Here is a 12,016-nt window from a genome sequence, read left to right as displayed (position 1 = left end):
CGGCCTCACGCCTGCAGTTCGACCAATCGCCCGGCCCTCACGCCTTCGGCCCGGTCCCGTACCCAGCCCCCGAATCCTGCCGGCCAGTCGGGGGCGCCCCGCGCCGCCCCTCCGGCGCCCGCCCGCACGCCGTCCGTCCCCGCCCCTCCCGTACCGCACTTCCCTTCACGAAGGAGCCCTGTGATGCGCCAGGTCACCGTCGGGGCCACCCCCGGCGAGCACGCAGCCGCCGGACCGCCCCAGGGGCCCGCCGCGCCCGGGGACGCGGGCCCGCCCGAGAAGGAGGCCGCCCCGTCGGACACCGGTCCGTCGTCGGTCACGGCCCCGGAGCTGGACTGCCGTGCCTTCTACGCGCGGATGGCGGGCGGTGTCACGGTGGTCACCGCCCAGGGGCCCGCCGGGCCCGCGGGCAGCACCGTCTCGGCGGTCACCTCGCTCTCCGCCGACCCCCCGCTGCTCCTGATCTGCCTGGGCAACGCGTCCCGGACCCTGGCGGTGGTCGAGGCGAGCGGCCGGTTCGCGGTCAACCTGCTCGCGGAGTCCCAGCGGGCCCGGGCCGAACTCTTCGCCGACCCCGCGGTGGGCGCCGCGGAACGGTTCGCCGCCACCGGCCACCGGCGTGAACTGGCCGTCCCCGTCCTCGCGGACACCCTGGGCTGGGCCGTCTGCCTGGTCGAGGACGTCCGCCGCTACGGGGACCACAGCCTCGTCGTCGGCCGGATCGCCGCCGCCCACACCGCCGTCGGCCGCCCGCTGCTCTGGCACGACCGCGCCTTCGCCTCCCTCGGCGGCGCGCCCGTCGCCGCCCCCTCTCTCGACGGTGCGCCCGTCGCCGCCATCCGCCCCGTGAGGGAGTCCTCATGACCCGACCTTCCGCAGGCCGCCCCCTCTGGGACGCCGTGTCCGCGAGCCCGGCGGCGGAACCCCCCGCCACGCCCGCGGCACCGGCCCGGGTACGCGGAGTGCTGGACGCGGACGTGACCGTGGTCGGCGCCGGACTCGCCGGACTGTCCACCGCCTACCACCTGGCCGCGCACGACCCGGGACGGTCCGTCCTGGTCGTCGACGCCGAAGGACCGGCCGCCGGAGCCAGCGGACGCGGCACCGGGCTGCTGGGGCCGAGGGTGGGGCCTTCGGTGGACCGGGCCGTGCGCCGGTTCGGACCGGACACGGCCCGCCGGATGTACGCCGCGAGCACGGCGGCGGTGGAGCGCGTACGGGAGCTGTCGGCCGAACTCGGCGTGGGCACCGGTCCCCGGGACGCCGCCCAGGTGGTGGCCACCCGCACCGCGGCGGGCCTCGCGTCGCTCGCCCGGCAGGCCGCCGCGTACCGGGAACTCGGCCTGGACGTGCCCGTGCTGTCGGCGGCGGAGATCGGAGCCCTCGTGGAAGTGCCCCGCCACGCGGGCCTGCGCTACCGCGCGGCCACGCTCGACCCCGCGGAGCTCAGCCGCGCGCTGGCCGCCGCCTGCGCCGCCAAGGGCGTCCGCTTCCTCGGCAACAGCCCGCTGCGCGCGGTCCGCGCGGAGACCTCCGGCGGGGTACGGCTCGTGTTCCCCGGCGGTACGGTCCGCTCCCGGAAGGCGGTGCTCGCGGTGAACGCGGCCGCGGGCTCCCTCGGCCTGCCGGTCGGCACGGTCCTTCCGCTGTCGGTGCACGCCGTGGCGACCGCCCCGCTGCCCGCCGACGTCCAGCGCGCGCTGGGCGGCGACACGCGCTGCGCGCTCATCGACGCGCACCCGCTCGGCGACTACTTCCGGCTCACCCCCGACGGCCGGCTGGTGTTCGGCGGCGGGCGGCCCGTACTGGCGCCGGTGTCGGACGACTCCGCCGCGACGGCGGTGTGGGCGGGGCTGGAGCAGCGGTTGCGCCGGTTGCACCCCGCGCTGGCCCGGGCCGAGGTCACCCACCGCTGGGCGGGCCGGATCGGCATGACCGGCGACGACCTGCCGGTGGTCGGCCCGCTGGCCGGGCTCCCGGACGTCTGGTACATCGGCGGTTGCTGTGGTCACGGTCTGGCCATGTCGGTGGCCCACGGCGCCCATGTGGCGGAGGTGCTCTGCGGCGGTTCCCCGGAGCTCCTGCCCTGGCACCGCTCGCGGGCCCCGAAGCTGCCGCTGCCCGCCCCGGTTCGGCCCCTGCTGCGGGCGGGCCTGTCCCGGATGGCGCGGGCCGCCCGCCGCGAGGCGTGAACAGCTCCCGTGGCCGGGACGGCGTCCGCCCCGGCCACGGGAGTTCAGGCGTTCTTCCGCCAGAGCAGTACCGCGGCGACGGCGAGCAGCGCGATCGCCGCGATGTCGATCCTGGCCACGCGCATGGTGGCGCTGTTGAGGGCGGGCGTGGCGTACGCGAAGAGCAGGAACGTGCCCATGCTGACACCGCCCGCGACCATGGCGGGAACCCGCAACTGCGGGAGGAAGGCGGCACAGAGCAGACCGATGCCGACCAGACCGAGCAGGACGGCGCGATGCCTCAGCAGCACCGTCAGGTCGGCGGAGCCCGCTCCGTCCCCGATCGTTACGCCGTAGGCGGTGCTGATCTGGGACGGTGCCACGGCGACGAAGCCGGGCAACAGGTTCACCGCCCCGACGATGACCAGCAGGGCAGTGAGGGCACGCTCGATCCACATGGTGTCGTCTGTCCGTTCGCAGGGAGCCGGGGCGGGAAGTCGGTTGCGGGAGAAGGAGGGCCGGGCGGTCCGTGGCCGGCGCGGGAATGCGCCCGCCGGGTGTGGAGGGCGGACAGCACGAAGGGAGGCCCGCCCGCGGCGCGGGGCACGCGGGGAGGAACCCCGGCCGGGATGGGCGGAACAGTGATTAGCATGACCGCATGGGACCTGCGCTGCTTTCAGAAACGTGTTGTGACCAGGCGGCGTTGTGGTTGTGGCCGGGCCAAGCCCTTTATCTCGGGCCCTCGTTGAACCTCGGCTTCCACGCGGGCGCGGTGAGCTGTCTGGCGGTCGGGGTGGACGCCGGGTTCACGCTGGAGCTGGAGGACGGCGCCCGCCTCAAGGCGCGCACGGCTCTGGTCGGCGCCCGGGTCAGGCACCGGATCGTGGCGGACGGCGCCCGGATGGCCTTCTGCTACCTGGACCCGGCCTCCACCAGGGAGCGGGCCTGCCACTCCCTGATGGCCGAGGACCACGGCGAGGTGGCCCTGGGGCACCGTCACGAGGCCGAGTTGACCGCGGTCGCCACGGGGCTGGCCCCCGGCGCACCGCCGGCCGACTTGCGCCCCTGGCTCGACCTGGCCGGTCCCGACCGGCTCTCCGGACGCAGGGACCCGCGCATCCGGCGGGCTGCCGACCGGCTGGCCGATCCCGCCGAACCGCACCTCTCGGCCGCGGAGTTGGCGGCGGACGTCGGGCTCTCCGTCTCGGCCTTCCTCCGGCTCTTCCGGGCCCAGACCGGCACGACGTTCCGGCGTTACCGGCTCTGGGCGCGGATGCTGCGGGTGGCCGTCCTGCTGGAGACCTGGCCGGATCTGAGCACGGCCGCCGTGGAGGCGGGCTTCGCGAGTCCGTCACATTTCAGCAGCACGTTCCACGGCATGTTCGGGCTGCGGCCGAGCGCACTGTTCTCCCAGCGTGTGGCGGTTTCGTGGGCCGAGAAGCCGGGACAAGTAACCGCACAGTAGGGGTCAAGTTACCGATAGTAAGCGACTCGGGTCCCGGAAAAAGCAAGCGGACGACAAGAAACGTGCGTAAGGATGCCCATCGCTGAGACCGCGGACCACTGCCGGGAGGCAACCCGACCACGACGCGCCTCGCGTGCCCCGGGCGCACGTTCCACTGCGGACGACCTGCCGCAGTGCGACCCCGACGCCCGCCCGGAAGCCGGTGCCAATTTCTCGCCCTTTCACCTTTCCGACCCCTTTGCGTGATGCACTGCAGTGCGACCCGAACATCTGAGTCCCTCACGGAGTCTCCACATGAGAATCAGCATCCTCGGCCCTCTCCAAGTGCGCGACGAAACAATGGAAATCCGAATACCCGGAGAAAAGTTGAGGGCCATTCTCGCCGTTCTCGCGCTGTCCCCGGGACACCCTGTGTCACGCAACAGCCTGATCGACGAATTATGGGGGGAGGAGCCGCCCAGCAATGCCGAGAATTCCCTCCACGGTCACATAGCCAGGCTCCGCCGGGTGCTTTCGGCCCACAGCGGGAAGCCCGACATGCGCGAGATCATCGAGACCTCACCGGCCGGCTACGCCCTCACCGGCTCCCGCGTCGAGGTGGACGCGGCCCGGTTCGAGGCGCTGGTCAAACAGGCCGAACTCTGCCCGGAAAGCGAACTGGAGGTGGCGGCCGGCCTCCTCACGGAGGCGACGGAGATGTGGCGGGGGGCGGCCCTCGTCGACACCGGGCAGGGCGTGATCTGCCGCATGGCCTACACCCGGCTCCAGCAGACCCGGATCACCGCCTGCGAAAAGCTCTTCGACGTCAAACTGAAAATGAACCACCACCGTGCGATGATTTCCGACCTGGAACAAATGCATTCCATGTACCCCTTCCACGAGCGGTTCTGCGCCCAACTGATCACGGCGCTGTGCCGGTCGGGCCGACAGGCGGACGCACTCGACGCGTACAGCCGCATGTGCGACCGTCTTTCGCACAGCCTGGGGCTTGACCCGGGTCAGGAACTGAAGAGCAAATTCTACGGAATTCTGCGCCAAGACCCGGCCGTCGTGTGACGAAGGAGCGGTGGATTCAGATGAAGACCTCGTACGCGTCGGCCCCCGTGAGCGGCAGCCTCCGACCCGCTTTCTCCTTCGACCTGCTGGGTCCGCTGGTCGTCCGCAGCTACGGCACGGCCCTCGACGTCGGCCCGCCCAAACGGCGCGTCCTGCTGATCCGGCTCCTGCTGGAACAGGGACAGGCCGTACCGCTGGACGTGCTCTGCGAGGACCTCTGGACGACCCGGCCTCCCCGCGGCGCGGTCTCCTCGGTGCACGCGCACATCAGCCGGTTGCGCGACGTGCTCGAACCCGAGCGCGACCGGGCCCGGCGCGGCCACGGCGGCATCCTGGTGCGGGAATCCCTGGGATACGCCCTGCGGGTGCCGGGCGAGACCCAGGACGCCGTGCGCTTCGAGCAGGCACTGAGCCGGGCCCGCCGCCTGCTCGACCAGCGACGCACCGGACAGGCGCGCCAGGAACTCGACGCGGCGCTGGCCCTCTGGCGGGGAACCGCGCTGGCAGACGCGGTGAACCACCCCTTCGCCGCCCATGTAAGCACGCGGCTGGAGGAGGCCCGGCTGATGGCCTGGGAGCTGCGCGTGACGATCCTGGTACGGGAGGGGAACCTGGAGGAAGCAGTCCTGGCCGCCGAGGAACTGATCACTCGCAATCCGCTGCGCGAGGTCACCTGGGAACTGCTCATCCAGGCCCTCTACCTGTCGGGACGCCCGGCCGAGGCCCTTCAGCGCTTCGCCCGGCTACGCGGCCTGCTGTCGGAGGAACTGGGCATGGACCCGGGCCGTCGGCTGAGCCGGCTCCAGACGGCGATCCTGCGCCAGGACGACACCTGGCTCCGGAACCTGGGCAGCCGGACCCCGGCGCACGTCGACTGAGGGGCTTTGTGCGCCGGAAGTACGCCGGGTGCTTGCGCCACGGCCGTCCGCCCGGCCCGACGGCCGTGGCGCGTGGCGGCGTACTGCTTCGTCGGCTCGCCGCCGGGGGCCGACGAGGCCCTGAGCGCGGGCGCGGAACGCCGCCCGGCGGTCCCGCCGCTCCGGTGCCGGAGCCCTCGTCCCGCCCGGCCCGCGCCGTACCAGCGAGGAGTCGCTACGGCTTGCGGCCCACGCCGCCGTAGGCGTCCACGGTGGGCGACGCGTCGGACGGGGACGCGGGGTCGGGCCGCCACCGCGTGACCTCCACGACGCCCGGTTCGAGGAGGTCCAGCCCGTCGAAGAAGCTCGTGATCTCCTCGACGGCGCGCACGTGGTAGGGCACCGCCCCGCTCCTGTTGTACGCCTCCGACGCCGCGATCATGCCCGCACTGGTGGACGTGCTGTCGCTGATCACGAGGTGGCTGCCGGACGGCAGGCCCGCCATCAGCCGGGACACCAGCGTGCGCGCCTGGTCGGGGTCGGCGACGTGGCCCAGGGTGTTGAGGATGACGAGGGCGACCGGCCGGGAGAGGTCCAGCGTCGCTCCCGCGACCCGGAGGATGGCCTCCGGCTCGTACAGGTCGGCGTCGATGTAGGCCGTCTCTCCCTGCGGGGTGCTCGTGAGCAGAGCGCGGGCGTGGGCGAGGACGAGGGGGTCGTTGTCGACGTACACGATCTTCGAATCCGGCGCGGTGCGCTGAGCGACCTCGTGCGTGTTGTCGGCGGTCGGCAGGCCGGTGCCGATGTCGAGGAACTGCCGGATGCCCTGCTCGGCGGCCAGGTGGCGGACCGTACGGCCCAGGAACTGGCGGCTCGTGCGCGCCACGTCGGCCAGACCGGGGAAGATGTCCCTGATGTGGTCGCCGAGTTCGCGGTCCACCTCGTAGTTGTCCTTGCCGCCCACGAAGTAGTTCCAGAAGCGTGCGGAGTGCGGTGTGGCCGTATCGATCCGCTCGTTCAGTTCGGCGGCCGAGACAACTGCGGGCTTACGGTCGGACACGGGGCGCCTCCTGCGGGGCGTTCTCGGATGATCGACTCCAACCTAGACGCACACCTGAACGGAACACACACCGCCTCCGTCCCAACTCCGCCCTCGTCGGCAGACGTTGGACGGGAGCCGCCGGGAGGCGGGTCGCGGACGTGGCGATGCCCGCCTCGGGACACATCGCGCCCACGAGGGTTGCGAGCAAGAAGGCAGAAGCCGACGCCCCCTCCGCAACAGCGGCTTCGAAACCCCCGTAGCGGCTATCCGGCGAGCGCCAGGACGAGCGGCAGTACTTGGTCTGCGCCGGCCTGGCGGAGGAGGCGTGCGCCCACCGCGAGGGTCCAGCCGGAGTCGGTGTAGTCATCGACGAGCAGGACCGGGCCCGGAGTCGCGGCCAAGGCGGTGGCGAGTTCGTCGGGCACGGTGAACGAGTCTGCCAGTGCGCGTAGCCGTTGGGCGGAGTTGCTGCGGTGTGCGGTGTGTTCGTCGGCGTGTGGGGTGTGGGCGAGGCTGCCCAGGAGGGGGAGCCGGCCGACCTTGGCCACTCCCTCGGCCAGGGAGCCGACCAGCTGGGGGCGTGTGCGGGACGGCATGGCGACGACGCCGACGGGCCGGGCCACCGCGTCAGGAGTGCCGCTGGCCCAGCCGCCCGGTGAACGGGCCCAGTCCGCCAGCACCTTCACCACGGCGTTCAGCACGTCGTCCGGCACCGGCCCGTCCGTTGCCTGCGCCGACAGGAGTGGGCGCAGCCGGTTGCCCCAGCCGATGTCCGACAGCCTCCCCAACGCCCGCCCGGTCACCGCCTGCTGACCCTCGGGGATGCGGCCCTTGAGGTCCATGCCGACCGCGGCGAGGCCGGTCGGCCACATCTTGCGGGGCTCGACCTCGACGCCCGGCCGGTCCAGCTCGCCCGTCGCCGCCGCGAGAGCCCCGGACGACACAGCGGGATCCAGCCAGGGGCCGGCGCAGTTGTCGCAGCGACCGCACGGAACCGCCTTCTCGTCATCGAGCTGCCGCTGCAGGAACTCCATGCGGCAGCCGGTGGTCGCCACGTAGTCCCGCATGGCCTGCTGCTCCGCGGCCCGCTGCTTCGCGACCCAGGCGTACCGCTCCGCGTCGTACGCCCACGGCCGCCCTGTGGCGGTCCAGCCGCCCTTCACCCGCTTGACCGCCCCGTCCACGTCCAGCACCTTCAGCATCGACTCCAGACGCGAACGCCGAAGATCCACCAACGGCTCCAGCGCCGGCAGCGACAACGGACGCCCTGCGTCCTCCAGCACATCCAGAGTGCGCCGCACCTGCTCCTCGGGCGGGAAACCCACCGAAGCGAAGTACGCCCAGATCGCCTCGTCCTCCCGTCCCGGCAGCAGCAAGACATCCGCATGGTCCACACCACGCCCCGCGCGCCCCACCTGCTGGTAATAGGCGATCGGAGACGAAGGGGACCCCAGATGCACCACGAAGCCCAGGTCCGGCTTGTCAAAACCCATTCCCAGCGCGGACGTGGCGACCAGGGCCTTGACCCGGTTCGCCAGCAGGTCCTCCTCCGCCTGCAACCGGTCAGCGTTCTCCGTCTTCCCCGTATAGGAAGCCACCGCGTATCCGCACTGCCGCAGGAACGCCGCAACCTCTTCCGCCGCCGCCACCGTCAGCGTGTAAACGATCCCCGAACCCTGCAGATCCCCAAGCCGCTCCCCCAGCCACGCGAGCCGGTGCGCCGCGTTCGGCAACTCCAGCACCCCCAAGCGCAGACTTTCCCGGTCCAGCGGCCCCCGCAACACCAACGCGTCCTTGCCGCCGGTACCCAACTGCTCCGCCACATCCGCAGTCACCCGTGCGTTGGCGGTGGCCGTCGTGGCCAACACGGGAACTCCCTCCGGAAGCTCCGCCAGCATGGTGCGCAGCCGCCGGTAGTCAGGCCGGAAGTCATGCCCCCAGTCGGAAATGCAGTGCGCCTCGTCGACCACCAGAAGCCCGGTCGTCGCCGCGAGCTTCGGCAGCACCTGATCACGAAAATCCACGGAGTTGAGACGCTCCGGACTCACGAGGAGAACGTCGGTCTCCCCGCGCTCCACCTCACCGTAGATCGTCTCCCACTCCTCCGGATTGGCCGAGTTGATCGTGCGCGCCTGAATCCCCGCGCGCGCCGCTGCCTCGACCTGGTTGCGCATCAACGCCAACAGCGGCGAAATGATCACCGTCGGGCCGGCACCACGCCGCCGCAGCAGAGCAGTGGCCACGAAATAGACCGCCGACTTTCCCCACCCGGTGCGCTGCACCACCAGCGCCCGACGGCGCTCTTCGACCAAGGCGGCCACGGCCTGCCACTGGTCCTCCCGCAGCCGTGCAGACCCCGCGGGGGCACCGACCAGCTCAGCGAGGACGGTATCGGCTTCAGTGCGCAGTTCCAGGGTGTTCATGCCCCCATGCAACCCGATGGCACTGACAATCGACGACTCCGCCTCGTGTCACCACCCGCTCACAAGCAGTCCCCAGGCCCACACCAACCGAGGACGGACGAGACCGGCCCTCCTGCCACGACCACCCCGAACAGCACATTTATGCAGGTCAGGGCTCCACATCCGCCTGGAATCCGAATGTACTCCCCGTGCCGCAGCCCCGAGCGCCTGAACAGTCCCGATTTCCGGGACCACGTACTGTCCGGGCTGTCCGCCGCCACCGGTCTCCTCGTGGTCGACGCCGGCACCGGCACCGGCACCGGGTGGACGCTCGCCGTGGCGGCGCGGATGCTGCGCCGGTCCGGAGCCGAGGGGGTGTTTCCGCTGGTCCTCGCCGTTCAGGGGTGACCGAGGAGTCGGGAGCGGCCGTACTGGGCAGGGATATCAGTGTCATATCCATAGAATCCGGTCGGCCGCCCCAATTGCTCGTTGCCGCATTCCCTCGCGCCAGGAAGAATTGGAAGCGCTCCCGCACGGCTTCGATGTGGTCCGCAAGGGCCGTGCCGTGGTGCGCCCCCACCCGCCCTTGCCCGCAGTCGTGGGCGCGTACGCGAAGGGAGGACCGTGACCTTCGGATTCGCTCCGTCCCCGAGTTCGCTCAGCCCGTCGTCCGCCGATCCGCCCGGTCGCCTGGGCCGCACGCTGGAGCCGGCCGAGTGGGCCTCGGCGGGAATTCCCCTGCTGCGCAATCCCCGTGAGGTCGTGAGCGGCCTGCACGCCCGCCACCTCCCCGAACCCTCCACCGCCGTCGTGGCCGTGCTGGACACGGAGGAACGCCTCATCGCCAGCGCCTCGTTCGCCCGCCGCCCCGCCCCGGCGGACGGCTGGGAACTGCGCAACGCGCTGCTCGCCCACCTGCGCCGGATCGTCCCGCACGACCTGCGCCGTCGCACCCCGGTCCGTACGGCCGTGCTGCTCTACTGCCGTGACGGCGACCAGCGGTGGACGGAGGAGGACGGGGCCTGGATGTGGGGGCTGCGGGACGCCTGCACCCTGCACGGGCTGCGCTGCGGGGCGTACATCACGCTGACCCGCGGCGGCTGGCAGGTGCTGGGCGAGGGACGCGGCGGCCGACGGCCGTACGCGGGGTCCCGGCCCTCGGGGCTGGCGGAGGCGCTGGCCGAGTCCGACCCGGCGCCGGTGAGCACCGGTGGCGGGGCGGCAGCGGCCCTGGGCCGGGCCGCGGCCCGCTGAGCGTCACGCCGCACGACGGAAAGGTCCCGCCCGGCCGCGTACGGGGCAGGACTTCCCGTACACGGCCGACGCGGGACCAGACCACGTGCCGGCGCAGGACCACGCGCCGGAACGGGATCGCGTACCGGCACGGAATCACGTACCGGTCCGCGACCCTCGCACCCGTCAGACCCCCGCGCCCAGCGCGGAGTTGACGCGCTGCGGGTCGCCGCAGACGATCAGCAGCGTGTCCGCGCGCTCGCGGGCCACCGCCAGCACGGGGCCGAGATCGTCGCCGGACGCGTCGTTGACGGCCACGACGACCACCGGACGCCGGGCGGCCCGTTCGGCCGCCTTGGCGTCGGCGTAGAAGACGTCGTCCCGGGCGTCGTGCTGCGCCCAGTAGGACGCCTCACCGAAGGACAACTCGTGGGCCGCCCAGGGGTGTTGGTCACCGGTGGTGAGCACCAGCACGTCACCCGGCGCGCGGCCGGAGTCGAGCAGCAGGTCCACCGCCTCCTCCGCGGCGTCGAGCGCGCCGTTCGCGGGGGCCGGGATCAGCTGGATCTGGGTTGCGGCGTCGGCCCGCGGAGCGGCGGGCCGGGCCGGGGGCCGGGGGGTGTGCGTCCGCTGCGCCGGGGGGCCGGGGCGGACGGCGGGACCGGGGCGCGGCACCGCCGCGGGACGCGGGCCGGGTACGGGGCGAGGGGTCGGCGCGGTACGGCTGACAGCCGGGGTGACGCGAGGACCCTGGGCGCTCTCGTGAATCTGGGACTCCTGGTGGATGAGAGGCATGAGTGGGACATCTTTCAAACGCCGGTGCGACAAGGCGTCGGCGGATAGCGCATCAGTGCGACGCGCGGGGCGGGCGGCGGCTGACGGCTGCCTGCCCGGCGGCGCAGGCAATTCAGAAGTCGAAGCCGAGTTGGCCCCCGCTTTCCAGTGCTGCGGCCTCTGCCGAGGGCCGGTGCTTCTTGAGGTGCCGCCACTGCGGGAGTCCGTCGAGATAGGACCAGGAGAGGCGGTGGTGTGCGGTCGGTCCGTGTTCGGCCAGGGCCGCCTGGTGCACGGGCGAGGGATAGCCCGCGTTGGCGGCGAAGGCGTACGGCGCGCAGCCGTCGGCCGACGATTCCAGCTCGGCCATCATGGCGTCGCGGCTGACCTTGGCGATCACGGAGGCCGCCGCCACCGCGATGCAGGACTGGTCGCCCTTGATCACCGTACGAACCTTCCAGGGAGCCCCGAGGTAGTCGTGTTTCCCGTCGAGGATGACCGCATCGGGCCGTACCGGCAAGGCATTTAGCGCACGTTCGGCGGCGAGCCGCAGGGCTGCCGTCATGCCGAGGGCGTCGATCTCCTCGGGCGTCGAGTGGCCGAGGCCGTAGGCGGTCACCCAGTCCTGGAGCACCGGCAGGAGTTCGTCACGGCGTTTGGCGGTGAGGAGCTTGGAGTCGGTGAGCCCGGCGGGCGGACGGCGCAGGCCGGTGACGGCGGCGCAGACGGTGACCGGTCCGGCCCACGCTCCGCGCCCGACCTCGTCGACTCCGGCGACGGTCCTGGCACCGGTGGTGGCGCGCAGCGAGCGCTCGACGGTGTGTGTGGGTGGTTCGTACGGCATGGCGCCAGCCAGAGTACGCCGCCGGGCCCCGGCCGCGACACCCCGGTCTCCCCCTCCACGGAACCCCGGGCCGCCGCACCCGCGGCAGACACGGCCCGCCCGCCCGTCACACCCCGGCCTCCCCCTCGCACGACATCCCGGGCCGCCGCATCCCCGATGCCACGGCCGGCCC

At 72.6% G+C, this 12,016-nt stretch carries 12 protein-coding genes; 7 read left to right on the top strand and 5 right to left on the bottom strand.

The window, feature by feature from the left end; genetic code table 11:
- Positions 1 to 183: 183 nt before the first annotated feature.
- Positions 184 to 864 (top strand): flavin reductase family protein, encoded by a 681-nt coding sequence (locus ACZ56L_RS00365; RefSeq protein WP_471059931.1) that lies wholly within the window; start codon positions 184 to 186, stop codon positions 862 to 864.
- Positions 861 to 2,192: an NAD(P)/FAD-dependent oxidoreductase gene (locus ACZ56L_RS00360; RefSeq protein WP_471059928.1), complete on the top strand. Its 1,332-nt coding sequence runs from the start codon at positions 861 to 863 to the stop codon at positions 2,190 to 2,192. The genes ACZ56L_RS00365 and ACZ56L_RS00360 overlap by 4 nt, the downstream gene beginning before the upstream one ends.
- Before the next feature lie 44 nt (positions 2,193 to 2,236).
- Here ACZ56L_RS00360 and ACZ56L_RS00355 read toward each other — a convergent pair whose 3' ends face one another.
- Positions 2,237 to 2,629, bottom strand: coding sequence for a hypothetical protein (locus ACZ56L_RS00355; RefSeq protein ID WP_345217368.1), 393 nt, complete (start codon positions 2,627 to 2,629; stop codon positions 2,237 to 2,239).
- Positions 2,630 to 2,916: 287 nt separating this feature from the next.
- Between ACZ56L_RS00355 and ACZ56L_RS00350 the strand changes: the two genes are divergently transcribed.
- The 3 genes from ACZ56L_RS00350 (at position 2,917) to ACZ56L_RS00340 (ending at position 5,570) form a co-directional block, all read left to right on the top strand.
- Entirely contained in the window at positions 2,917 to 3,636 is a 720-nt protein-coding gene (locus ACZ56L_RS00350) for a helix-turn-helix transcriptional regulator (protein WP_471059924.1), read from the top strand.
- A gap of 294 nt (positions 3,637 to 3,930) precedes the next feature.
- Positions 3,931 to 4,692, top strand: coding sequence for an AfsR/SARP family transcriptional regulator (locus tag ACZ56L_RS00345; RefSeq protein WP_401758045.1), 762 nt, complete (start codon positions 3,931 to 3,933; stop codon positions 4,690 to 4,692).
- Between the two features lie 20 nt (positions 4,693 to 4,712).
- Positions 4,713 to 5,570 (top strand): AfsR/SARP family transcriptional regulator, encoded by an 858-nt coding sequence (locus tag ACZ56L_RS00340; RefSeq protein WP_471059920.1) that lies wholly within the window; start codon positions 4,713 to 4,715, stop codon positions 5,568 to 5,570.
- Between the two features lie 214 nt (positions 5,571 to 5,784).
- On the opposite strand, the gene ACZ56L_RS00335 is transcribed toward ACZ56L_RS00340, so the two are convergent.
- On the bottom strand, positions 5,785 to 6,609 hold the full coding sequence (locus ACZ56L_RS00335; protein WP_471059917.1) for an SAM-dependent methyltransferase: 825 nt from the start codon (positions 6,607 to 6,609) through the stop codon (positions 5,785 to 5,787).
- 245 nt (positions 6,610 to 6,854) lie between these two features.
- Entirely contained in the window at positions 6,855 to 9,014 is a 2,160-nt protein-coding gene (locus tag ACZ56L_RS00330) for a RecQ family ATP-dependent DNA helicase (protein WP_471059914.1), read from the bottom strand.
- Positions 9,015 to 9,191: 177 nt separating this feature from the next.
- On the opposite strand from ACZ56L_RS00330, the gene ACZ56L_RS00325 reads away from it, so the two are divergent.
- Both ACZ56L_RS00325 and ACZ56L_RS00320 read left to right on the top strand, forming a co-directional pair.
- Positions 9,192 to 9,401, top strand: a complete 210-nt coding sequence (locus ACZ56L_RS00325) for a hypothetical protein (RefSeq protein ID WP_471061719.1) — start codon at positions 9,192 to 9,194, stop codon at positions 9,399 to 9,401.
- 216 nt (positions 9,402 to 9,617) lie between these two features.
- On the top strand, positions 9,618 to 10,247 hold the full coding sequence (locus ACZ56L_RS00320; protein WP_345217362.1) for a hypothetical protein: 630 nt from the start codon (positions 9,618 to 9,620) through the stop codon (positions 10,245 to 10,247).
- Positions 10,248 to 10,412: 165 nt separating this feature from the next.
- Here ACZ56L_RS00320 and ACZ56L_RS00315 read toward each other — a convergent pair whose 3' ends face one another.
- The gene (locus ACZ56L_RS00315) at positions 10,413 to 11,021 is read right to left on the bottom strand and encodes a hypothetical protein (protein WP_345217361.1); all 609 of its coding nucleotides are present in this window, start codon (positions 11,019 to 11,021) and stop codon (positions 10,413 to 10,415) included.
- A 112-nt stretch (positions 11,022 to 11,133) separates the two neighbouring features.
- Positions 11,134 to 11,844, bottom strand: a complete 711-nt coding sequence (locus ACZ56L_RS00310) for a ribonuclease HII (RefSeq protein WP_401758035.1) — start codon at positions 11,842 to 11,844, stop codon at positions 11,134 to 11,136.
- Between the last annotated feature and the right edge of the window lie 172 nt (positions 11,845 to 12,016).

This window comes from Streptomyces sp. NPDC039736 (assembly GCF_055596485.1).
This window is presented reverse-complemented; position numbering and strand designations above follow the sequence as displayed.

Coding starts and splice junctions, on each gene's coding strand:
- ACZ56L_RS00365 (WP_471059931.1), top strand. CDS start 184: ATGCGCCAGGTCACCGTCGGGGCCACCCCCGGCGAGCACGCAGCCGCC.
- ACZ56L_RS00360 (WP_471059928.1), top strand. CDS start 861: ATGACCCGACCTTCCGCAGGCCGCCCCCTCTGGGACGCCGTGTCCGCG.
- ACZ56L_RS00355 (WP_345217368.1), bottom strand. CDS start 2,629: ATGTGGATCGAGCGTGCCCTCACTGCCCTGCTGGTCATCGTCGGGGCG.
- ACZ56L_RS00345 (WP_401758045.1), top strand. CDS start 3,931: ATGAGAATCAGCATCCTCGGCCCTCTCCAAGTGCGCGACGAAACAATG.
- ACZ56L_RS00340 (WP_471059920.1), top strand. CDS start 4,713: ATGAAGACCTCGTACGCGTCGGCCCCCGTGAGCGGCAGCCTCCGACCC.
- ACZ56L_RS00330 (WP_471059914.1), bottom strand. CDS start 9,014: ATGAACACCCTGGAACTGCGCACTGAAGCCGATACCGTCCTCGCTGAG.
- ACZ56L_RS00325 (WP_471061719.1), top strand. CDS start 9,192: ATGTACTCCCCGTGCCGCAGCCCCGAGCGCCTGAACAGTCCCGATTTC.
- ACZ56L_RS00315 (WP_345217361.1), bottom strand. CDS start 11,021: ATGCCTCTCATCCACCAGGAGTCCCAGATTCACGAGAGCGCCCAGGGT.
- ACZ56L_RS00310 (WP_401758035.1), bottom strand. CDS start 11,844: ATGCCGTACGAACCACCCACACACACCGTCGAGCGCTCGCTGCGCGCC.